At 51.5% G+C, this 22,423-nt stretch carries 15 protein-coding genes; 5 read left to right on the plus strand and 10 right to left on the minus strand.

The window, feature by feature from the left end; translation table 11 throughout:
- Nucleotides 1–125 precede the first annotated feature (125 nt).
- The 7 genes from sslE to glcD all read right to left on the minus strand — a co-directional run bounded on the left by sslE (nt 126) and on the right by glcD (nt 13,605).
- Nucleotides 126–4,685 (minus strand): lipoprotein metalloprotease SslE, encoded by a 4,560-nt coding sequence (sslE, locus tag QUF14_RS18865; protein ID WP_286333075.1) that lies wholly within the window; start codon nt 4,683–4,685, stop codon nt 126–128.
- 494 nt (nt 4,686–5,179) lie between these two features.
- Nucleotides 5,180–6,862, minus strand: a complete 1,683-nt coding sequence (gene glcA, locus QUF14_RS18870) for a glycolate permease GlcA (RefSeq protein WP_000259279.1) — start codon at nt 6,860–6,862, stop codon at nt 5,180–5,182.
- 355 nt (nt 6,863–7,217) lie between these two features.
- On the minus strand, nt 7,218–9,389 hold the full coding sequence (gene glcB, locus QUF14_RS18875) for a malate synthase G (RefSeq protein WP_000084048.1): 2,172 nt from the start codon (nt 9,387–9,389) through the stop codon (nt 7,218–7,220).
- Between the two features lie 21 nt (nt 9,390–9,410).
- The gene (locus QUF14_RS18880) at nt 9,411–9,815 is read right to left on the minus strand and encodes a GlcG family protein (RefSeq protein ID WP_001352944.1); all 405 of its coding nucleotides are present in this window, start codon (nt 9,813–9,815) and stop codon (nt 9,411–9,413) included.
- Nucleotides 9,816–9,819: 4 nt separating this feature from the next.
- Nucleotides 9,820–11,043: a glycolate oxidase subunit GlcF gene (gene glcF, locus QUF14_RS18885; RefSeq protein WP_001194808.1), complete on the minus strand. Its 1,224-nt coding sequence runs from the start codon at nt 11,041–11,043 to the stop codon at nt 9,820–9,822.
- 10 nt (nt 11,044–11,053) lie between these two features.
- Nucleotides 11,054–12,106: a glycolate oxidase subunit GlcE gene (glcE, locus tag QUF14_RS18890; protein WP_000943109.1), complete on the minus strand. Its 1,053-nt coding sequence runs from the start codon at nt 12,104–12,106 to the stop codon at nt 11,054–11,056.
- Nucleotides 12,106–13,605, minus strand: coding sequence for a glycolate oxidase subunit GlcD (gene glcD / locus QUF14_RS18895; RefSeq protein ID WP_000026096.1), 1,500 nt, complete (start codon nt 13,603–13,605; stop codon nt 12,106–12,108). The genes glcE and glcD overlap by 1 nt, the downstream gene beginning before the upstream one ends.
- A 250-nt stretch (nt 13,606–13,855) precedes the next feature.
- Here glcD and glcC point away from each other — a divergent pair, with 250 nt between their 5' ends.
- Entirely contained in the window at nt 13,856–14,620 is a 765-nt protein-coding gene (gene glcC / locus QUF14_RS18900) for a transcriptional regulator GlcC (protein WP_001332920.1), read from the plus strand.
- A 6-nt stretch (nt 14,621–14,626) separates the two neighbouring features.
- Here the strand turns inward: glcC and yghO are convergent, their stop codons facing one another.
- On the minus strand, nt 14,627–15,769 hold the full coding sequence (gene yghO / locus QUF14_RS18905; RefSeq protein ID WP_024212138.1) for a protein YghO: 1,143 nt from the start codon (nt 15,767–15,769) through the stop codon (nt 14,627–14,629).
- Between the two features lie 371 nt (nt 15,770–16,140).
- On the opposite strand from yghO, the gene QUF14_RS18910 reads away from it, so the two are divergent.
- Genes QUF14_RS18910 through spt form a run of 4 tightly spaced genes read left to right on the plus strand, consistent with a single transcriptional unit; the run spans nt 16,141 to nt 20,213 of the window.
- Nucleotides 16,141–17,850: a fatty acyl-AMP ligase gene (locus QUF14_RS18910; protein ID WP_071533191.1), complete on the plus strand. Its 1,710-nt coding sequence runs from the start codon at nt 16,141–16,143 to the stop codon at nt 17,848–17,850.
- Nucleotides 17,847–18,761 carry an NAD-dependent epimerase/dehydratase family protein gene (locus QUF14_RS18915; protein WP_001077116.1) on the plus strand — a complete coding sequence of 305 codons (915 nt, stop codon included), beginning with the start codon at nt 17,847–17,849 and terminating at the stop codon, nt 18,759–18,761. The genes QUF14_RS18910 and QUF14_RS18915 overlap by 4 nt, the downstream gene beginning before the upstream one ends.
- Nucleotides 18,762–18,792: 31 nt before the next feature.
- Entirely contained in the window at nt 18,793–19,041 is a 249-nt protein-coding gene (locus tag QUF14_RS18920) for an acyl carrier protein (RefSeq protein WP_000248100.1), read from the plus strand.
- Nucleotides 19,041–20,213 carry a serine palmitoyltransferase gene (gene spt, locus QUF14_RS18925; protein WP_000524931.1) on the plus strand — a complete coding sequence of 391 codons (1,173 nt, stop codon included), beginning with the start codon at nt 19,041–19,043 and terminating at the stop codon, nt 20,211–20,213. Before QUF14_RS18920 ends, spt begins: the two co-directional genes overlap by 1 nt.
- Before the next feature lie 34 nt (nt 20,214–20,247).
- On the opposite strand, the gene lptG is transcribed toward spt, so the two are convergent.
- Nucleotides 20,248–21,327, minus strand: a complete 1,080-nt coding sequence (gene lptG / locus QUF14_RS18930; RefSeq protein ID WP_100733939.1) for an LPS export ABC transporter permease LptG — start codon at nt 21,325–21,327, stop codon at nt 20,248–20,250.
- Complete coding sequence (gene lptF, locus QUF14_RS18935; RefSeq protein ID WP_000779655.1) at nt 21,324–22,394, minus strand: LPS export ABC transporter permease LptF; 1,071 nt, start codon at nt 22,392–22,394, stop codon at nt 21,324–21,326. The genes lptG and lptF overlap by 4 nt, the downstream gene beginning before the upstream one ends.
- Nucleotides 22,395–22,423 lie beyond the last annotated feature (29 nt).

The raw sequence follows: 22,423 nt of genomic DNA on the forward strand, positions 1-22,423 counted from the left end.
AAAGGTTATTTGTTGTAACTTGCCGGATGCGGGCCTGCAGGTGTATGCCATACGGCTTTCCTCCAGGCCCGATGCGCCTTATTTCATGCCGGATGCGGCGCGAGCGCCTTATCCGGCATACAGGCTTACTCAGCTGACATCTTATGCTCGGTAACCTGATTAATGGTTTCCGGCCCTTGCTGCGGTTTCGGCAGATTAAGCGCCGCCAGCGTCTCGTTAGCCGACTGGCTCACACCGCCCTCGAAGCTCATCTCGCTCGCTCCCGGCAACTGGTAAGCATTCGCGCCCGGATTCCACTTCTTAAAGAACTCCGAAAGATCCGTCTGGGCGACCCAGGATGCACACAGCATCAGCATGTCGGCTGCGTTACCGTTGGATTCAGCACAGTAATTTCTGCCGCCAAACTTGTCATTGCCAACCTCATCGCCGCGCGCTTTGCGATGCATCAACTGGAACAGATTCCAGCCTTTCATCCCTTCACGCTCGCTGTAAAACTCTGGCAGAGGAGTGCCATCTGGATACCATTTCTTGATATCAAAGTTTTTCTCTGCCCATTCCTTCAGCTGCGCGTACATCAGCAGACGGTCACCCGCACCGCCGCGTGCCCATGCCTGGTTGTTGCTCTCCTCCAGATATTCCGGTGCGACGGTAATATCGTCAGCGACACGGTTCATCTTGCCGAGATAGCGATCCTGCATGTACAGCGCCAGCACGTTGTTCGCCACTTCGGTCGCGCCAGGAACAGTCAGCGGCGTTTCGGCGGCGTTGTGCCCCACTTCGTGCCAGATCAGCCAATCGTTCAGCGGCGTCGTCGGCAGCGTGGTGCTGTTCGGCGAGAAGCTGCTGTTCATCACCGGATAACCCGAGTGCGCGTCACCAATGGAGATCTGCACATCGTTGGCGAAACGATGTTTATGCCCCGTCAATGCTTTATAGGTAAACATCCGGTGCTTACCGTCTTCATCATTACGACCGTAAAAGTCATTCATCGAACTGGCAAAGGTATCCAGATCTTTAGCGAATTGCTCCAGACCGCCCGTGTAATTACTGGCATTCAGGTTCTTCTTCGGCGTAGTGTAGATGAAAGCGTCTGACTCCAGCTCGCCCAGCGGCGCAGGGGAGTTCAGATCGTGTTGCCACTTACCGTCTTTATAGAACGGCGCTTTTACTACACCAGTAAAGGTGAAGGTGGCAGATTCATTGTCGTTGCTGTCGCCTTTGATATAAATCAGGCCACCGTAAGGCACCTTGAACGTCAATTCACCGTTAGCCGCCAGAGAATAGGTTTTAGTGACTCTTGGCGGACGGTTCAGCGCAACTTCATGCTTCTCACGTCCGGTCAGGTCGTCAGCCAGTGCCACGGTAACAGTCACTGGGACTGACGCCGAAGACTTAATGGTGACCTCTTTCTGAGCCGGAGCCCACAGACCAGTAGACTGCATGTTACCCGCAAACCATTTGGTCGGGTTCGAGTACAGGCTGATGGTTTCAGTAACGTTCTGCCCCTCTTCCGATACGGCTCCCGGGTACTTCTCGACATCAACTTTAATGTTCAGATCCCACCAGGAACGGCCCAGCATCAGGCGCGTCAGCGGTTTTTCCATATAGTTGAGCGGGTAGCTCGGGTTCATCATGCCTGCTTTGCTGCTACCGTCACCGTAGATCATGTTGTTATCAATCAGCGATTTTTTCAGCTCAGCAGAACACTGCGTACCAACGTATGCATTGTTGGTGTAGCAGTTCAGGAACTCAGTGAACGTTTTAAAGCCCAGCTCGTCATTTTTGCCTTCTTCATAACGATAAGCCGTATCGTTCCACAACCAGACCGACATGTTCTGGTACAAACGTTCCAGATCGACGCTGTTCAGACGCTCACCTTTACTGCCTTTAGTACGGAAATAAAGCTCATGCTGATACAGGCGCTGAATGTTGGTGCCTAAATCCGCAGCCTGCACCATCGCTTTCGCCGTGTTGGCGTCAAGATTCAGTTGCGTATAGCGCGGAACATACATGCCACCAGTAACCGGAACCCCCGTGCCAGGACGATATTCCAGGCAGTTGACCTCATAGTGGTATGCCGAGTCCTTACACTCCTGTAATCCAGGAAACTTCTCAAAGATTTTTGCCTTTGCAGCCTCCAGAGACTCTTTGGTTTTAAACTCCGCCTCATCAATAAAGGCATAGCGCGTTTCCTGTTTGCCATCTACATCTTCCAGCCAGCTGGCAACTTCCAGCTTCGGTTTGTCATCAGGTTTGTTATCTACCTGATATTTCCACTTAACTTCCCCTGTCTCGCTATCGATGAAGTATGGCAACGCACCGTCTACGGCAGGATAACGTTCATAGACCCAAATGCCCGTTGCGCGCTGCTGACGAACGCGGTTCGGATACCCTTGAGGATCATTATTCACCACCGACTTGTTCAGTGCCATTGACAGGCCTGCGGCATCAAGCAGGCGCACAAAGCCAGACGCGCTCTCTTCCTTAAGATTGCTCATCACGTTTTCCATGATCAGCACCGAACCGCCTTTGTCCAGATAGGCTATCAGATCGGTCACATCCTGCTGGCTCAGCTTCGGTTTGCTGGTATCTGCACGTAGAGGCACTGCATAGGGATCACCAGACCACTGAGTCACATATTCAAAGCCGTTGAGGATCAGCAACGGAACTTCTTCCGGATTCAGATCGCCATAGCTGGTCAAATATTTAACAGAAATACCTGCGAAATCCGGATGGAAGCCAAACGCAGCACGGCTCCCCGTAACCTGGCCATGATTTTTGAAATAAACGTTTTCCAGGTTCGTACCCACGGTCATTGTGCTCTTGGTATTTGGCTGCCAGATGTCGTTTGACAGATAGCGCAGTACGTTCTGCATGAAGTGCTTCATGTCATCTGAATCACCGCTGAGCGTACACTCACCTTTATCATTAACACCACCGGCCCAGCTGTAACCATTCGGGCAACGCAAAATGCTGTTGTAGTGCGGGTTACCGATAACCATCAGTTTGCCCTCACCGACTTGCCCCAGCGAAATAAACGGCAGATTGAAGGTGGCGGTATCGCGCGTAACGTTCTCTGGCTGCACAATGGAAGGCGCTTCCGTAATGTACGCCAGCTCGTTTTTATCCCAGGCGCGTTTTTCGCCAAACGCCAGCCAGTAGTTTTTATCATTACGCGCCATCAGAATCGGGAATGCCGCGTTGGAGATATTCACCACCGCCTGACCGCGCGCATTTCCCGTGCTGCCATAGAAGTTGGTAGAGTCATGGAATACATGGAACTTGCTGACAGACTGGTAGTTCGTATCCACGCCCCACAGCTTGTTGATAACGCCCTGAATCTGGCCGTCATTAACATTGCGCGTCGTCAGCGAGAACCAGCGAGCCTCGTTACAACCGTCGGTTTTCGCACAAATCGCGGTATCGATCTCTTTGGCCTGACCCGTCTTAAACTGCTCGATAAATTCGTTAGGCAGCACAACGTTTTGATCGCCTTCATCCAGCGTCGCGCCATTGGATAACGAGAGATTGATAATCTCGTTGATCACGTTGGGATATTCGGCAAAGATCTTGCGTACATCGTCCGGAACAACACGGGTATTATTTTGCCCGGTTGTCGAATAGCGATGAATCAGCTGATCAACATTCGCGCCGTGAACTTCATCACCCAATTCAGTCAGCGCAATAGTCGACTTATTGCCGCGTACTGAGCCCAGTTCAAAGGTATCGATACCAAAGGAGATGGTTTCGCCCCAGCTAAAGGAGAATTTACCGTTTTCGTCAGTTACGCCACGGCCTGAATTGGTGTAGTAGTCTACGCCAGCAACACCGTTCCCCAGGCTATCCACCAGATGGCCTTCGGAAAGAATGATTTCAGTTGGTTGATACTGATAAAACTGTTCCGCGTTAGCCGACACGAAGGACGCGTTCAGATCCGGTTTTGTTCCCTCTGTCGTGACTGGCACTACCGTTGAGGTATGGGTGGACGGCGCTTTATCAGTCGCAGCATTGTTTTCCACCTCTTCATTGACCAGCTTGCTGAAATCGTTTGTTGCCAGATCAATTTGCTTATACAGTTTTTCAAAACGCGCGCGATCAACCACTGACGAGAAAGTAAGACAAAGCTGTTCTGCATCTGCGGGGCAACTGTCGCTGGACGTCACCAGAGAGATGGCGTTGGTTTTCTTATTTGCAGAATCCGCCAGCTCCTGCGCGTCCTCAAGGCTAAACGACACTTTGTCAACCGCACGCAGGCTACGCGCAGTCTCTGACTGGGTGTTGAAAGTTGCAATGGTCGTACTGCCCACCACACAACTCACGGTATTGCCTGGCGTAAAGGTAAAGCCGTCGCTGGATTCACCATTACAGGTAGCACCAGTTACCCGCTGGCTTCCGCCCAGGGTCAGATACCCCGTTTTCGTAGGAACAGGTTCTGGCTCCGGTTCTGGTGTCGGCTCTGGATCGGGTGTCGGGTCTGGTGTAGGTTCTGGGTCCGGCGTCGGCTCAGGTGTCGGTTCCGGGGTTGGTATTGGATCGGGTTTCACTTCCGGCAAAGTCCCTGCTCCAGAATCTACAGACGGCGTATCGGAGGACGATCCTGAACCACCGCCATCACAACCGGTTAATAAGGTTGCGCTTAAAATAGCCGCTAAAAGCGATTTCTTATATTTAAATTTCTTATTCATTAATAACGCAAGTGACAAAATAAAATTAAAGAATTTGTAACTGGAAAAATAGTTTTATGCTTTATTTTCTCTAATAACTTCCTCCATTCTTAAGAAAACGGCATCATTTATAGAAAAACAGGTGAAATCTATAAGAATATCCCCTATACGATATCTGTCAGGTTATTTTTACGAAATTTCAACAAACAAAAAATCAACAACTTTTCACAGCGTAACCATATAAATTCGTTGATAGCTTTAACGATTTAGATTGCAAAAGCAACAGATAGAACGGTGTTTGCTCATCAAGCGAACATAATTAATACAGACTTGTTTTGCGTGATAAAAAAACAGATATTCTCACACCCTTAATTATTTAGTATGTTATCTGAATGCAATACATTATTACTGTATAGATAATAAAGCAGGAAATGATTTTAAATTAATAAGACAGAATAATGTAATGAACAAAGAATGAAGCCGGATGATATTAACGATCATCCGGCTTTATTGATTTACGAGACTAACATTCCGGTAAACACATACGCCTGCAGCAGGGTGATAATGCCGATAACGCTGGCAAAAATCAGACTGTGCTTCACGGTGTAGCGGAACAGTTCAGATTCTCGGCCCACCATACCTGTCGCGGCACAGGCCACGGCGATAGATTGCGGGGAGATCATCTTGCCGGTCACGCCACCGCTGGTGTTTGCTGCCACCAGCAGAGTGTCAGAGACGTTGATTTGCTGCGCCGTCGTTGATTGCAGTGAACCAAACAGGGCGTTAGAAGACGTATCCGAACCCGTGAGAAATACACCCAACCAGCCAAGGAACGGTGAGAAGAACGGGAACATCACGCCTGTGCCCGCCAGCACCAGCGCCAGCGTGGTGGACATACCGGAATAGTTGGTGACGAAGGCGAACGCCAGCACCATGCCAATCGACAGTATCGGCCACTTCAGACTAATTAGCGTTTCGGCAAAGACACCAATACCTTTCTTGATCCCCACGCCGAGGATGAAGATCGAGATAATCGCCGCAATAAAAATAGCGGTGCCACCAGCGGAGAGGGGGTCGAATTTAAACACCGCATCCATTGGCGTTGGCTGAGCGACAATGGGTGCCGCTTTCAAGACTTGTTGATGCAAATGAGGGATCTGGAAATTAATCACCAGCGAATAAAACGCACCGCCCGGAGCAAATAACGCTTTAAATGGTTTCATCGTCCAGATGGTAACCAGTACCGTTAAGATTAAAAACGGTGACCATGCACGAATGATTTGCCCCAGACTATATTCTGAAGGCACGGGACCGCCAGAAGATGGCTTATTTACCACCATCGCACCTGCGGATTGCCCCATGCTGATTGCCGTTTCGGTATTTTTCGGCCGCCAGACTTTAAGGAATAAAGCGAGTGAGACAATACTCACCAGCGCCGAAGTAATATCCGGCAGTTCCGGACCAATGTAGTTAGAGGTAAAGAACTGCGTGACAGCGAAGCTTCCCCCTGCAACCAGCGCCGCTGGCCAGGTCTCTTTCACCCCTTTCCAACCGTCCATCATTGCCACCAGCCAGAATGGCACAAGAACCGACAGGAACGGTAACTGACGTCCCGCCATTGCGCCAATATCAAACGGATCGATTCCCGTTACCTGACCAGCGACCAGAATCGGCACGCCCAAGGCACCAAACGCCACCGGCGCAGTGTTGGCAATCAGACACAACCCCGCCGCATATAACGGTTTGAAGCCCAGCCCCACCAGCAGAGCGCCTGTAATCGCCACCGGCGCGCCAAAGCCAGCCGCTCCTTCCAGCAGTGCGCCAAAGGAGAAACCAATCAGTAACACCTGCAAACGCTGATCGTCGGTGATGGAGATAACCGAACTGCGGATAATATCAAACTGCCCGCTGGCAACGGTTAATTTATACAGGAATACCGCCGCGACAATAATCCACGCAATAGGCCATAATCCATAAATAAAGCCATAGCCCGCAGCAGCAAATGCCATATCAATTGGCATTTTAAAGGCGAATATCGCAATCAGGATAGATAATATAAGGGTTATTGCTCCAGCAACATGCCCTTTCAGACGTAATACCGCGAGTGCAACGAAGAAGAATATTATCGGGATCAGGGCGACCAGAGCGGATAGCCCCAGTCCTCCCATCGGCATATACATTTGGGTCCAGGTAACCATATTGTTCAGTCTCTTATTATCTTTATATACTTGATATATTTAAGGTTTGTAATAAGCAAAAGAGGACTGAACTGTAAAATATAGGCGTTATACTTTACAGCAACAGCACGCCGCTAACGCAATTGCTACCTCTGGCATAACAAGTATATCGGGTAAGGGTTTCTGTTCCGCACACACAGGCGCAGAGTATCGTAAAGATGTCCATAATGTTGTTTTAGTCCCGCTAGTGATGCGCTACGGGTATTTAATATTGTTAAACCCTGATAATCGCTCCGGTTATTTCCGGGATAAATATACTACCGCAGTTACTATCATAGCCCCGACAATAAAACTTGCCGGGGCTTTTTTGATGCTATTAATGACTTTCTTTTTCACGTAAACGCCAGGCGTGTAATAACGGTTCGGTATAACCGTTTGGCTGTTTCACGCCGAGGAAGATCAAATCGCTGGCAGCTTTAAAGGCACACGAGTTAGCGAAATTCCCGACCATCGGACGATATGCCGGATCGCCAGCATTTTGCTGATCCACCACTTTCGCCATGTTCTCCAGCGACGCATGCACCTGATCTTTGGTCAGAATACCGTGACGTAACCAGTTGGCGATATGCTGGCTGGAGATACGCAACGTTGCACGGTCTTCCATCAGCGCCACGTTGTGAATATCGGGTACTTTTGAACAACCAATCCCCTGCTCCACCCAGCGCACCACGTAACCCAAAATCCCCTGCACGTTGTTATCCAGCTCTTGTTGGATCTCTTGTGCCGACCAGTTAGCGTTTTCAGCAACCGGAATGGTCAGCAGATCGTCCAGCAGCGGTTCAAATTCAGCATTGAACTCGGTCTGGGCAATGTTGGCTTGCACACTCTGTACGTTGGTTTGATGGTAGTGCAGCGCATGGAGTGTAGCGGCAGTTGGCGACGGAACCCAGGCCGTGTTCGCCCCGGCACGTAACTGATCGCCCTTCTGGCTGTACATGTCTGCCATCAGGTCCGGCATTGCCCACATCCCTTTACCGATTTGCGCTTTACCGCGCAGCCCGCAGAACAGGCCGGAAAGCACGTTGTTGCGCTCGTAGGCTTTGATCCACGGCGTCGATTTCATCTGGTTTTTACGCAACATTGGGCCCGCTTCCATCACCGAATGCATCTCATCGCCAGTACGGTCAAGGAAACCGGTATTGATAAACGCCACGCGGTTGCTCGCCTGAGCGATACAACTACGCAAGTTCAGCGAGGTCCGGCGTTCTTCATCCATAATGCCCATTTTCAGGGTATTCGGTTTCATACCAAGCATTGTCTCAATGCGGGTAAACAGTTTGTTGGCAAAAGCCACTTCCTGTGGACCGTGCATTTTCGGTTTCACAATATAAACGCTGCCGGTACGCGAGTTTTTCTGCACTTTTAAATCATAGAGGGCAATCGCGCCAGTCATGACGCCATCAAGAATACCTTCCGGAATTTCATTACCTTCGCTGTCCCAAATCACAGGAATGGTCATCAAATGACCTACGTTGCGGATAAACAGCAGCGAACGTCCGTGCAGAGAAATTTCAGAGCCATCGGCGGCGGTATACTGACGATCGTCATTCAGTTTACGCACGATTTGCCGACCGTTCTTCTCCATTTTCTCTTGCAGAGTCCCCTGCATCAGGCCCAGCAGGTTGCGATACAGCAGGATTTTATCTTCCGCATCAACCGCCGCGACCGAATCTTCGCAATCGAGAATGGTACTGATGGCCGCTTCGACGATAACATCGTTGATGTGCGCCGGATCGTCTTTGCCAATCCGCCCGTTGGCATCGATTTGTAGCTCAATATGCAGGCCGTTATTTTTCAGCAAAATGCAGGTCGGCGCAGCAGTATCGCCACGGTAACCGACAAACTGTGCTGGAGTACGTAACGTGGTTTCTTGACCATTTTTCAACTGGATGCGTAATTGTTTATCGACCACCTTAAACGCCACCACATCCTGATAGCTGCCGTTTTCCAGCGGTAGAGATTCATCGAGGAAACGCCGAACCCAGGCGATAACCTGCTCACCGCGCTGCGGATCGTAGCCGCTGACCATCGCCCCTTCCTGCGGGATGATGTCACTGCCGTATAACGCATCGTACAGTGAGCCCCAGCGAGCGTTCGCCGCGTTCAGCGCGTAGCGAGCATTCATTGCCGGAACCACCAGCTGTGGCCCCGCCTGACTGGTGATTTCGCTGTCGATGCCCGTGGTTTCCACCGTAACGTGGTCAGGCTGTGGCACCAGGTAGCCCAGTTCACGCAGGAAAGATTTATAGGCCGCTTTATCTTTTACCGGCCCCGGATTGCTGCGATGCCACTCATCAAGCGCCGCCTGAATGCGATCGCGGTCTGCCAGCAACTGACGATTTTCTGGCGCCAGATCGTGAACAATCTCATCAACATTGCGCCAGAACGCGGCAGCATCCAGTTCCACGCCAGGCAAAACTTCTTCATCCACAAAACGTTTAAAGTCGGCGTCAATGCGTAAACGGCCCTGGGTTATGGTTTGACTCATTGTTTATCTCCTCGTTTTCGCTTATTTCGCCAACACCGCTGCTGCCGCTTTCGCGACCTGCGCATCCTGTGCTCCGGTTAAACCAGAAACGCCCACGGCACCAATAATTTGCCCATCCACAATAACCGGTACGCCACCTTCCAGCGACGTCAGTAACGGCGCAGTCACGAACGCGGTACGTCCGTTGTTCACCATCTCTTCATAGCCCTTAGTTTCACGACGCCCCAGCGCGGCGGTACGCGCTTTCTCCTGGGAGATGTAAGCCGCAATCGGCGCGCAATCGTCCATGCGACTTAACGCCAGCAGATGACCGCCGTCATCGGCAACAGCAATGGAAACAGACCAGTTATTTTTCTGCGCCTCTTCCTGACCTGCGGCAATAATTGCACTCGCCATTTGCTGGCTAAGAATGACTTTAGTTTTCATTTTGTTATTCCTTTTCAAGGGCTTGTTCTACAATTTCAATCCAGTGACGCACAGAGGTACGACCGGCGCTCGCCAGATGCGTCTGGCAACCAATGTTGGCGGTGACGATCATTTCCGGTTTGCCGCTTTCCAGCGCATTCATTTTGTTATCCCGCAGCTGGCGTGCCAGATCGGGATGCGTTAACGCATATGTTCCCGCTGAACCGCAGCACAGATGGCTGTCGGGAACGTCCGTTAAGGTAAATCCAAGACGAAGCAACACTTTTTCCACTTCGCCGTTCAGCTTTTGCGCATGTTGTAGGGTACACGGGCAGTGGAAGGCCAGTTTTTTATCGCCGCGAATTGCCAGTTTTTCCAGCGATTCCTCGCGCAGAAGTTCGACTAAATCGACCGCCAGCTCACTGACCTGACGCGCTTTATCGGCATACAACGCATCGTTTTTCAGCATCTGCCCATACTCTTTGACAAACGCGCCGCAGCCGCTGGCAGTCTGCAAAATTGCCTCGGCACCTGCTTCAATCGCGGGCCACCAGGCATCAATATTATTGCGCGCCCGCGCTAACCCTTTCTCTTGCGCATTAAGATGATAGTCCACCGCGCCACAACAGCCTGCTTCGTTAGCTGGCATGACGCTGATCCCCAGACGATCCAACACACGGGCAGTTGCCGCGTTGGTATTGGGCGAAAGCGTAGGCTGGGCGCAGCCTTCCAGCATTAAAACCCGGCGCTTATGGCGCAGCGGCGGACGCGGTTTGGCTTTCACGGTTCCAGCGGGCAATTTTGCTCTGACTTGCTCTGGTAACAACGGTCGCAGCACCAGCCCTACCTGCGTCAGCGCACGGAAGACCGCCGGACGCGGCACAACCTGGCGCAATCCTTCGCGCAGCATTCGCTCCGGCAATGGACGTTTCACTTTCTGCTCGACAATATCACGCCCGATATCCAGCAAATTGTGATAGCGCACACCAGAAGGACAGGTGGTTTCACAATTGCGGCAAGTGAGGCAGCGATCGAGATGCTCCTGCGTTTTAAGCGTGACTTCGTTGCCCTCCAGCACCTGTTTAATCAGATAGATGCGCCCGCGCGGCCCGTCCAGTTCATCGCCCAAAAGCTGATAAGTTGGGCAGGTTGCAGTACAAAACCCACAGTGAACACAGGCGCGCAGGATGCTGTCGGCTTCCAGCGCACGTGCGTTCTGAAGCATCTCTTCAGTTAACCGGGTTTGCATAGTCTGCTCCTTAAAGTTCCGCGTACATGCGACCGGGGTTAAACACGCCGCAAGGGTCGAGCTGCTGTTTAAGCTGCTGGTGATAGCGGAATAAAGGAGCCGGTAGCGGGGCAAAGCCACCATCTCCGGCACTAAAGCGGGTCGCATGACCGCCTGCGTTGCGGGCAATGCGATGGATTTGATTGTCATCGGCTGTCGATTTCAGCCAACGTAACGCGCCGCCCCAGTCGATCAGTTGCTCGCCGGGTAAATCCATCATCGGCGCATCGGTGGGTAAGGAAATACGCCATAAAGTGCCCGGTAATAAGAAGAACGGCAGTTGTTGTTCACGCAATTGCTGCCAGAACTGACCCGCAACCTCTTCGCCACCCAGCAGTTCACGTGCTGCTTTTACCGATCCTTCACCGCCTTCAAGGCGGATCCACAACGCATTGTCGAAGTAACATAAGCCACTAATGGGTAATGGCTGGAGTTGCCACTGGGCGATTTCACTCATGGCTTCTTGCAGGCTTATTTCCCGACGCAAGCTCAGTGTGGCGCGCGGTCGCGGCAACACTTTCATCGAGATTTCAGTGAGCACGCCAAGACAGCCGTAGCTTCCGGCCATTAACCGCGAGAGATCGTATCCGGCAACGTTTTTCATCACTTCGCCACCAAAGCGCAGATGTTTTCCAGTGCCGGTAATAATGCGCGTACCGAGGACAAAATCGCGTACCGAACCACTCCACGGGCGACGCGGCCCTGCCAGCCCGCAGGCGACCATACCGCCCCAGGTGGCTTCGTCACCATAATGCGGTGGCTCGCAGGGGAGCATTTGCCCCGCGCTCTCCAGCGCCGCTTCAATCGCCACCAGCGGCGTTCCGGCACGCGCGGTAATCACCAGCTCGGTCGGGTCGTAATTAACAATGCCGCGATGGCAACGCACATCCAGCGTTTGCCCGATGACAGGACGACCTAAAAAGGCTTTGCTATTGCTTCCCTGAATCGCCAGCGGCGTTTTATCGCTAATTGCCTGATTCACCTGCTCCAGCAGTACCTGGCTGTAATCACACTCGCGTAGCATCAGAAACGCTCCAGTTCAGGGAAAGGTAAATGACCGTGATGCACGTGCATGGCACCAAATTCAGCGCAGCGGTGCAGTGTGGGGATGTTTTTCCCAGGGTTCAGCAAACCATCAGGATCAAACGCCGCCTTGACTGCATGAAAGGTAGTAATTTCATCACTGTTGAACTGGGCGCACATCTGATTGATTTTTTCGCGCCCGATGCCATGTTCCCCACTGATACTGCCGCCTACTTCAACACAGAGTTCAAGGATCTTCCCACCCAATTCTTCCGCACGGGCGAATTCACCGGGTTCGTTGGCATCGAAAAGGATTAACGGGTGCATATTGCCGTCTCCGGCATGAAAGACGTTGGCAACGCGTAAATCATATTGCTGCGATAAACGGGCAATGCCTTCCAGTACGCCAGGCAACGCGCGGCGCGGGATGGTGCCGTCCATGCAGTAGTAATCCGGGGAGATACGTCCTACCGCCGGAAAAGCATTTTTGCGGCCGGCCCAGAAACGCACGCGCTCCGCTTCATCCTGCGCCAGACGGACGTCAGTCGCGCCCGCTTTCAGTAAGATGTCGTTAACTCGCTCGCAGTCTTCCTGTACATCAGATTCCACGCCGTCCAACTCACACAATAAAATTGCTTCGGCATCGACGGGATAACCGGCATGAATAAAATCTTCCGCCGCGCGGATCGACAGGTTATCCATCATCTCCAGCCCGCCGGGGATAATGCCATTAGCGATGATGTCACCAACTGCAAGTCCGGCTTTTTCTACCGAGTCAAAGCTGGCTAACAGAACTCGTGCCACAGGGGGCTTCGGCAGCAGTTTTACCGTCACTTCGGTGGTCACGCCGAGCATGCCTTCCGATCCGGTGAACAGCGCCAGTAGGTCAAAACCGGGTGAATCCAGCGCGTCCGATCCCAGCGTTAGTGCCTCGCCATCCAGCGTTTGCACTTCAATTTTCAGCAGGTTATGTACGGTCAGACCATATTTCAGACAGTGGACGCCCCCGGCGTTTTCCGCCACGTTGCCGCCAATGGAACAGGCGATTTGTGAGGAAGGATCCGGCGCGTAATAGAGATTATGCGACGCAACAGCCTGGGAGATCGCCAGGTTACGCACGCCCGGCTGCACACGCGCACGGCGACCAACGGGGTTAATGTCGAGGATTTCTTTAAAGCGCGCCATCACCAACAACACACCTTTTTCCAGCGGCAGCGCACCGCCAGAAAGTCCGGTGCCTGCGCCACGGGTCACTACCGGTACATGCAAACGGTGGCAGACAGCGAGAATCGCCGTCACCTGTTCCATCTGCTTAGGCAGAACAACCAGTAATGGACGCGTACGATACGCGCTCAACCCGTCACACTCGTAAGGAATGATCTCCTCATCGGTATGCAGGATCTCCAGTCCAGGGACATGCTCACGCAGTGCCATCAGTACCGATGTGCGGTCGACATCGGGTAAAGCGCCATCAAGACGCTCTTCGTACAAGATGCTCATGAGTAGGCTTCGCTTTGTTGTGTTGTGTGGCAGCTGATTTTTGCGCGCTGCTTCTGTGAACAGTTATTAAGCGGGCTTTTCGTTTTCGTCTATCTCTTTAGCTACCGGTCAGACCATTTTTTTTCCAGCTCTGTGACCTTTCTTTGGTTAAACTAATGTTAAATTGATGTAACATAATCACTTACGTGATGTGCGTGTTTTGCGAATCAAGAACAGAAAAATTGGTCCTACCTGTGCACGAGGTCCGGGAATGAAAGATGAACGTCGCCCTATTTGCGAAGTGGTTGCAGAGAGTATCGAACGGTTAATTATCGACGGCGTGCTGAAGGTCGGTCAGCCGCTTCCTTCGGAGCGTCGACTGTGTGAAAAGCTCGGCTTCTCGCGTTCCGCACTGCGTGAAGGGCTGACCGTGCTGCGCGGACGCGGGATTATTGAAACAGCACAGGGGCGCGATTCTCGTGTAGCACGCCTTAATCGCGTGCAGGACACCAGCCCGCTGATCCATCTGTTCAGTACACAGCCGCGAACGCTATACGATCTACTCGACGTTCGCGCATTGCTGGAAGGCGAATCGGCAAGGTTGGCAGCTACGCTGGGAACCCAGGCGGATTTTGTTTTGATAACCCGCTGTTATGAAAAAATGCTCGCCGCCAGTGAAAACAACAAAGAAATTTCGCTGATCGAACACGCGCAGCTGGATCATGCTTTCCATCTTGCCATTTGTCAGGCTTCCCACAATCAGGTGCTAGTTTTTACGCTGCAATCATTGACCGACCTGATGTTTAATTCAGTGTTTGCCAGCGTAAATAATCTCTACCATCGACCACAGCAAAAAAAGCAGATCGATCGCCAACATGCGCGGATCTACAACGCGGTGTTGCAGCGACTGCCGCACGTCGCCCAGCGCGCCGCACGTGATCATGTGCGGACCGTGAAAAAGAATCTCCACGATATCGAACTGGAAGGCCACCATTTGATTCGCTCGGCGGTGCCACTGGAGATGAAGCAGGGGTGACTGCCATCAAATCTGCTTTTCATACAATCGGTAACGCTTGTACGGCTCCGCTCCAATGCGTTCCAGCATGTTATTCATGCCTGTATTGGTTTCGAGGATCCATGACATTTCCAGCGCATCGATCTTCCGGCGAGCAAACGGATCGCGTAAGGCTTCAATCAATAACAGCGCAATCACCGGGCCGATGCGGCTGAACTGATACTCGTCACGCACGCCCATCAGCGGCACTCGCGCAGTTCGCACACCGCTGACTTTTAAGCGCCACAGCAATTTTGCCCAGCCGAAGGGAAAGAGCGCTCCGTTCAGATCGGCAATCGCCTCGTTGATGTTCGGCAAGCCGACTATAAACGCGCAGGGAGCAGAATCAATCTCGGCGACGTAGATCATATCGTCCGGTACCAGATACTTTAGTTGATCGCCCATGGTAGCGAATTCATGTTCGGTAAACGGCACAAATCCCCAGTTGTGCTGCCAGCCAGAGTTGAAAATCTCACGCAGGATCTGCATCTCTTCAGCAAACCGCTGACGATTGATGCAACGAATGGTCACCTTTTTGCGTACCTGATCCATCAGTTTTTTTAGCGCCGGAGAGAAAGTTAGATCGGTTCGTTGCATCCACCACGCCAGTAAATCAATACCTTTGTGATAACCCAATTGTTCAATATGCGCGGCATACCACGGTTTACCGTGCGGCATCATCGCACAGGGCGGAGTGTCGAAACCTTCAATCAGTAATCCGCTTTCCTGATTGATATTCAGGCTGAAAGGCCCGCTGATCTTACTTGCACCTTGTGACTTCAACCACGCTTCCGCTGCGCCAAACAACGCGGCAAAAACCTGCGGATCATCAATGGCGTCAATCATGCCGAAATGACCGGTATCGTCACCGTAACGCTCGCGGTGCAAGGTATCGATTTGCGCGGTAATCCGCCCGACTATCTGCCCCGCTTTTTTTGCTACCCACGCCTGCCAGATAATATGGTCCGTCCCCGGATTCTTCGCCGACAAATGCTCGCTGCGTTCAATGAACAAAGGGGGTATCCAGTTTGGATCATCGGGATAAAGTGATGACGGAAAAGCGATAAATGCCTTAAGGTCATTTTTATTAATTACTTTTTCAATTTTAATCATCAGCAGATCGCATTCCATATCTCTGTGGATAACAAATAATTAACGGTGACAAACAGATTGCAACAGCAACGAACGGCATCTTAATAATCAACCCAAAGAATACAAACAAAGAATAAATAGTATTTATTAATAATTAAGATAAGGTCAGAGACTACACAGAAGCGCCTCAATGCCTTTTGTCGATTTAAGGCAACCAAACAAGGCTTCTTCTTAATATATTCATAAATTAAATATAATTCACAATAAAAACAACAAAGCCAAACCTATTATTTAAATCAATGTTCAATATCGCACCGATGAAAATACTATCTCATTTATCTTTTATGCCTATATAATCCACCGCATTATTGTCATTTTATTTCTGATATCCAATTTTTTTCGTGGTGTATATGTCTAATAACATCTTTACGCATTCCCTACCTATGCGCTATGCCGATTTTCCAACGCTGGTTGATGCTTTGGACTACGCCGCTCTGAGTAGCGCCGGAATGAATTTTTATGACAGACGTTGCCAACTTGAAGATCAACTGGAATATCAGACGTTAAAAGCGTGTGCCGAAGCTGGTGCGAAGCGGTTGTTATCACTAAATCTGAAAAAAGGCGATCGCGTGGCGCTGATTGCCGAAACGAGTAGCGGGTTTGTAGAGGCTTTTTTTGCCTGCCAGTATGCCGGCTTAGTCGCCGTCCCGTTAGCGATTCCAATGGGCGTCGGTCAGCGGGATTCCTGGAGCGCTAAACTGCAAGGTTTACTGGCTAGTTGCCAGCCCGCAGCCATTATCACTGGTGATGAGTGGTTGCCACTGGTCAATGCTGCTACGCATAACAACCCCGAATTACATGTTTTAAGCCACGCCTGGTTTAAGGCATTACCGGAAGCCGATGTTGTACTCCAGCGTCCAGTTCCGAACGATATCGCCTACCTCCAGTACACCTCCGGCAGCACCCGTTTTCCCCGTGGCGTCATTATCACCCATCGCGAAGTGATGGCTAATCTACGTGCTATAAGCCACGATGGCATTAAATTACGCCCTGGCGACCGCTGCGTCTCCTGGCTGCCTTTCTACCATGATATGGGACTGGTCGGCTTTCTCCTGACCCCCGTCGCCACGCAGCTCTCAGTAGATTATTTGCGCACTCAGGATTTTGCCATGCGTCCTCTGCAATGGCTTAAATTGATCAGTAAAAATCGCGGCACCGTTTCCGTTGCGCCGCCGTTTGGCTATGAATTGTGCCAGCGCCGCGTGAATGAAAAAGATCTCGCTGAACTGGATCTTTCCTGCTGGCGCGTTGCTGGTATTGGTGCTGAGCCGATCTCCGCAGAACAACTCCATCAATTCGCTGAATGTTTCCGTCAGGTTAACTTTGACGATAAAACTTTCATGCCGTGCTACGGACTGGCAGAAAATGCGCTGGCTGTCAGCTTCTCTGATGAAGCCTCCGGGGTTGTGGTTAACGAAGTGGATCGCGACATCCTTGAATATCAGGGCAAAGCCGTCGCGCCGGGTGCTGAAACACGCGCCGTATCGACTTTCGTCAACTGCGGTAAAGCGTTGCCGGAACATGGCATTGAAATCCGCAATGAAGCAGGTATGCCGGTCGCGGAACGTGTGGTAGGCCATATTTGCATCTCCGGCCCCAGCCTGATGAGCGGTTACTTTGGCGACCAGGTTTCGCAAGACGAGATTGCCGCGACGGGCTGGTTAGATACCGGCGACCTCGGTTATCTGCTGGACGGTTATCTGTATGTCACCGGGCGCATTAAAGATCTGATTATTATTCGTGGCCGTAATATCTGGCCGCAGGATATTGAATATATTGCGGAACAGGAACCGGAAATTCATTCTGGCGATGCGATTGCTTTTGTTACCGCCCAGGAAAAAATCATTTTGCAGATCCAGTGTAGGATCAGCGACGAAGAACGTCGTGGGCAGCTTATCCACGCACTGGCAGCACGGATCCAAAGCGAATTTGGCGTAACAGCGGCTATCGATCTGTTGCCGCCCCACAGTATTCCCCGAACGTCCTCCGGCAAGCCTGCCCGTGCGGAAGCGAAAAAACGTTATGCTGCAAGCCTTCATGTGCAGGAATCCATGGCATGAATCAAACTGTCGCGGTGACGGGCGCTACCGGGTTTATCGGTAAATATATTATCGATAACCTGCTCGCCCGCGGCTTTCACGTTCGCGCATTGACGCGTACTGCCCGCGCTCACGTCAATGATAATCTCATCTGGGTGCGCGGTTCGCTGGAAGATACACATTCGCTTAGGGAACTGGTTGCCGGAGCCAGCGCGGTGGTCCATTGCGCCGGGCAAGTGCGCGGACACAAAGAAGAGATTTTTACCCGCTGTAACGTTGACGGCAGCCTGCGCCTGATGCAAGCGGCAAAAGAGAGCGGCTTTTGCCAACGTTTTCTGTTTATCTCTTCGCTGGCGGCGCGCCATCCCGAACTCTCCTGGTACGCAAATTCCAAACACGTCGCCGAACAACGACTGACCGCAATGGCTGACGAAATTACGCTGGGCATTTTTCGCCCGACAGCCGTGTATGGTCCCGGCGATAAAGAGTTAAAACCGCTGTTTGGCTGGATGCTGCGCGGCCTGCTGCCACGACTTGGTGCGCCAGATACACAGCTCTCTTTCCTGCACGTCACCGATTTCGCGCAAGCCGTGGGGCAGTGGTTAAGCGCCGAAACTGTACAGACACAAACCTATGAATTATGCGATGGCGTCGCCGGCGGCTATGACTGGCAACGCGTACAGCAACTTGCCGCCGACGCCCGTTGCGGTTCCGTTCGAATGGTTGGTATTCCTCTGTCGGTACTCACCTGCCTTGCGGATATCAGTACCGCGTTGAGTCGCCTGGCAGGTAAAGAACCTATGCTGACCCGCTCGAAAATCCGTGAATTAACCCACACCGACTGGTCAGCAAGTAATAACCGTATTTCTGAAGATATTAATTGGTTTCCCGGGATTAGCCTGGAACACGCATTACGCAACGGGCTATTTTGATTGTCTTGTTTAAAGGTGTGTTAACGTTTCTATGGTAAATCGTGAAATAGTAATGGATTACATCCTTTCCTGTTTACAGGATTTGGTCGAAAACGGTGTGGAAATTAAGCCCGACAGCGATCTCGTCAACGATCTTAGCCTGGAGTCGATCAAAGTGATGGATCTCTTAATGATGCTGGAAGACAGATTCGATATTTCCATTCCTATTAATATTCTGCTGGATGTCAAAACCCCTGCGCAATTAATGGAAACTCTACTTCCATGGCTGGAGAATAAATAATGGGGCTATACGATAAATATGCGCGCCTTGCTGGCGAGCGACTGCAATTTAGTGACAACGGGTTAACGCCGTTTGGTACCTGTATTGATGAAGTGTATTCCGCCACCGAAGGCCGGATCGGCGATAAAAACGTGATCCTGGCCGGGACCAATAATTATCTCGGTTTAACCTTCAATCATGATGCCATCGCCGAAGGTCAGGCAGCGTTAGCGGCCCAAGGCACCGGCACCACCGGTTCTCGTATGGCAAACGGCAGTTATGCGCCGCATCTGGCGTTAGAGAAAGAGATTGCCGAGTTTTTCAAGCGCCCTTCCGCTATCGTTTTTTCAACCGGTTATACCGCGAATTTAGGCGTCATCAGCGCGCTTGCCGACCATAACGCCGTAGTGTTACTGGATGCCGACAGCCACGCCAGTATTTATGACGCCTGTTCTCTCGGTGGAGCGGAAATTATTCGTTTCCGCCATAACGATGCTAAAGATCTGGAACGGCGCATGGTTCGCCTCGGTGAACGGGCAAAAGAGGCGATTATCATCGTTGAAGGCATCTACAGTATGCTCGGTGACGTTGCGCCGCTGGCGGAAATTGTTGATATCAAACGTCGTCTCGGTGGTTATTTGATTGTTGATGAAGCGCATTCGTTTGGCGTGTTAGGCGCAACGGGGCGCGGACTGGCTGAAGCCGTTGGCGTTGAAGATGATGTGGATATTATCGTTGGTACTTTCAGTAAAAGTCTGGCCTCGATTGGCGGTTTTGCTGTCGGTTCGGAAGCGATGGAAGTGCTGCGCTACGGCAGCCGCCCGTATATTTTTACCGCCTCTCCTTCTCCGTCCTGCATTGCGACCGTGCGCTCGTCGTTAAGAACCATTGCCTCACAACCAGAGTTGCGGCAAAAGCTGATGGATAACGCCAACCATCTGTATGACGGTCTGCAAAAACTGGGTTACGAGTTAAGTTCACATATTAGCCCGGTAGTGCCAGTAATAATCGGTTCGAAAGAGGAAGGTTTACGCATCTGGCGCGAGCTTATTTCGCTGGGCGTTTATGTGAATCTTATCCTGCCACCTGCCGCGCCTGCAGGCATCACGCTGCTGCGCTGTAGCGTAAACGCTGCCCACACTCGTGAGCAAATCGATGCCATCATTCAGGCATTTGCTACTCTGAAGCAGTAATGTGAGCCCGCTGTGGTGCTGCGCCACGGCGGGTTTAATGTTGACTGTCATACCAATACACCAGGCTCAACGCCACCAGCATAAACGCTATCGGTAAACCGAGCGCGGTAACAGGTGCGCTCAACGCAAATAGCAATCCCAGATTGACCATGATTTGATAGCTGATCCAGGTGAGTAAGCCCACGATGACGCCTACAGCGAGACGGCTACCCATCCCAGGCGAACGCGGGGCACTAAAGGTAAACGGCACAGCCAGCAAAATCATCGCCAGGGTCAAGATGGGTTGTCCCAGTTTTTCCCACAGTGCAAGGCGGTATTCGCTGCTGGGTTGCCCGGTTTCCTGCAAATAATGGATGTAATGATTAAGTTGACGGCCAGAAAAAGTATTTCCCGGCATCGATAACTCTTCAAGATTCATACTGGTGAAGGCCGATTGCCAGGCAAGATTATCAGATGTTTCCAGCGTTTCTTTGCCATTCAGCCATTTTTTATGATTCACACCATGCAGGATCCACGTTTTGTCGTCTTCAATGGTGGCACTGCGTGCATAAATGTAGGATTCGAGCGAGAGATCGTCGCGGTAATGAAATATCTCCACGCCCACCGGCTGGCCCTGCTCGTTCAGCGATTTCACCGTCACAAATTCATTACCACGCCTGGCCCACAGCATATTGCCGGTAATGTCATCGTCCTCCCCCAACGCAGTGGCAGTCGATTTGATTTGCAGCGCCTGTTGCTGCAATGGCGACGCCACCCACTCATCTATCGCGCCTAATGAAACAGTCCACAATATCCCGGCAACCAGCGCCACCAGTGCAATACGGAAGATAGAAAACCCCGTGCTGCGAATGGCGGTAAGCTCACTGTTTTTCGATAACTGCCCCAGGCCGACAATCCCCCCCAATAAGGCGATAAACGGCGAAAGTTCGACCAGTGTGCGCGGTAAGGTCATCAGCACCACCAGCACCGCCTGAGTCCAGCGATAACCACCCGGGCTGACATTATCCAGTTCGTTAATCAGGTTGAAGGTAGTAAAAAGCGGCAGCAATAGCCCTGCGGCGGCGGCAAAACCGAGAAAGAGATGACGGATTAAATAGCGACTGAAAACATTCATCGGGAAAATTTCTGCAGCAAAGAGAAGTCGCGTGCGACCAGCATCAGCAGGCCCATTAGCATGAGTCCGGGTACTAACCACAAACCAGGAATGAGGGGAATCGCGCCGTTAGCCACCAGCGTACGGCAGACGTCGCCGCCATAAAAAATGGCAACAAACAGCAACGTCAGTGGCAATAACGTTGAAAATCGCCCTTGCCGCGGTTTTACCCGACTTAATGAAATGGCCAGCAGCGCCATCAACAATGCTGTCAGGCCACGGCTTTGTCGCCATTGCAGTTCGGCATGATCGGCAGGAAAGGCGGAGCGCGCCAGCTCCGTGACCGATTTTGCTTTGCGTTTGACGTTAGGGCTTTGATCCAGCGGATTCAGATGCAATTGCAGATTACGGTAGATCTGTTCGTTGTCGTCACGCCCCTGATGATCGAGAAGATAGGCGGTCCCGTTATGCAACATAACGGTCGGTTTCTCGGGTGATGGGTCAACTAAATCAACCGAACGGGCGCGGAAAATACGGGTTCGATTGGCAGTAGAAGTATAAATCAGCACGTCAGTCAGGCGATTATTATCCTGATCAACCGTCTGCGAAAGGATCATTCGTCCGTTATCGTTAGTGTTAAATTTCTTTGCCCGCAACTGGCGAACATCCAGCTCCGACTGCGACTGTTGCTCCAGTTGATAAATCTGCGCATAAGCCCACGGACGACCATACATCGACAGAAGGGTGACAAAAATACTTAGCGGTATCGCCAGATAAAGAACGGCTTTGTACAAGCGTCCCGGACTCCCCCCCGCCGCAGAAATAGCGGTAATTTCCGAGTCGGTATACATCTGCCCTAGCGTCACGCCAACTGACACATACAGTCCAACAGGTAACAACATCTCCAGTGCAATCAGCACCTTGTAGAAAACAATATCCAGCACAACATCAAGAGCTAATGTCCCATTTGCCGCTTCGGTCAGATAACGCTGTGCGGAGTAGCTGGCGAAAATAAAGATCAGAAAACCGACGATAATCAGCACCAGACGGCGCGTACCACGCATGATGTAGTGTTCAACCAGCTTCATCTCACTAACGCCCTCAATCCTTTGAATTT

This window comes from Escherichia sp. HH091_1A (assembly GCF_030295175.1).
Taxonomy (GTDB): domain Bacteria; phylum Pseudomonadota; class Gammaproteobacteria; order Enterobacterales; family Enterobacteriaceae; genus Escherichia; species Escherichia coli_F.

Coding starts and splice junctions, on each gene's coding strand:
- sslE (WP_286333075.1), bottom strand. CDS start 4,685: ATGAATAAGAAATTTAAATATAAGAAATCGCTTTTAGCGGCTATTTTA.
- yghO (WP_024212138.1), bottom strand. CDS start 15,769: ATGGAATGCGATCTGCTGATGATTAAAATTGAAAAAGTAATTAATAAA.
- QUF14_RS18880 (WP_001352944.1), bottom strand. CDS start 9,815: ATGAAAACTAAAGTCATTCTTAGCCAGCAAATGGCGAGTGCAATTATT.
- QUF14_RS18920 (WP_000248100.1), top strand. CDS start 18,793: ATGGTAAATCGTGAAATAGTAATGGATTACATCCTTTCCTGTTTACAG.
- glcB (WP_000084048.1), bottom strand. CDS start 9,389: ATGAGTCAAACCATAACCCAGGGCCGTTTACGCATTGACGCCGACTTT.
- glcE (WP_000943109.1), bottom strand. CDS start 12,106: ATGCTACGCGAGTGTGATTACAGCCAGGTACTGCTGGAGCAGGTGAAT.
- glcA (WP_000259279.1), bottom strand. CDS start 6,862: ATGGTTACCTGGACCCAAATGTATATGCCGATGGGAGGACTGGGGCTA.
- glcD (WP_000026096.1), bottom strand. CDS start 13,605: ATGAGCATCTTGTACGAAGAGCGTCTTGATGGCGCTTTACCCGATGTC.
- glcC (WP_001332920.1), top strand. CDS start 13,856: ATGAAAGATGAACGTCGCCCTATTTGCGAAGTGGTTGCAGAGAGTATC.
- QUF14_RS18915 (WP_001077116.1), top strand. CDS start 17,847: ATGAATCAAACTGTCGCGGTGACGGGCGCTACCGGGTTTATCGGTAAA.
- QUF14_RS18910 (WP_071533191.1), top strand. CDS start 16,141: ATGTCTAATAACATCTTTACGCATTCCCTACCTATGCGCTATGCCGAT.
- lptF (WP_000779655.1), bottom strand. CDS start 22,394: ATGAAGCTGGTTGAACACTACATCATGCGTGGTACGCGCCGTCTGGTG.
- lptG (WP_100733939.1), bottom strand. CDS start 21,327: ATGAATGTTTTCAGTCGCTATTTAATCCGTCATCTCTTTCTCGGTTTT.
- spt (WP_000524931.1), top strand. CDS start 19,041: ATGGGGCTATACGATAAATATGCGCGCCTTGCTGGCGAGCGACTGCAA.
- glcF (WP_001194808.1), bottom strand. CDS start 11,043: ATGCAAACCCGGTTAACTGAAGAGATGCTTCAGAACGCACGTGCGCTG.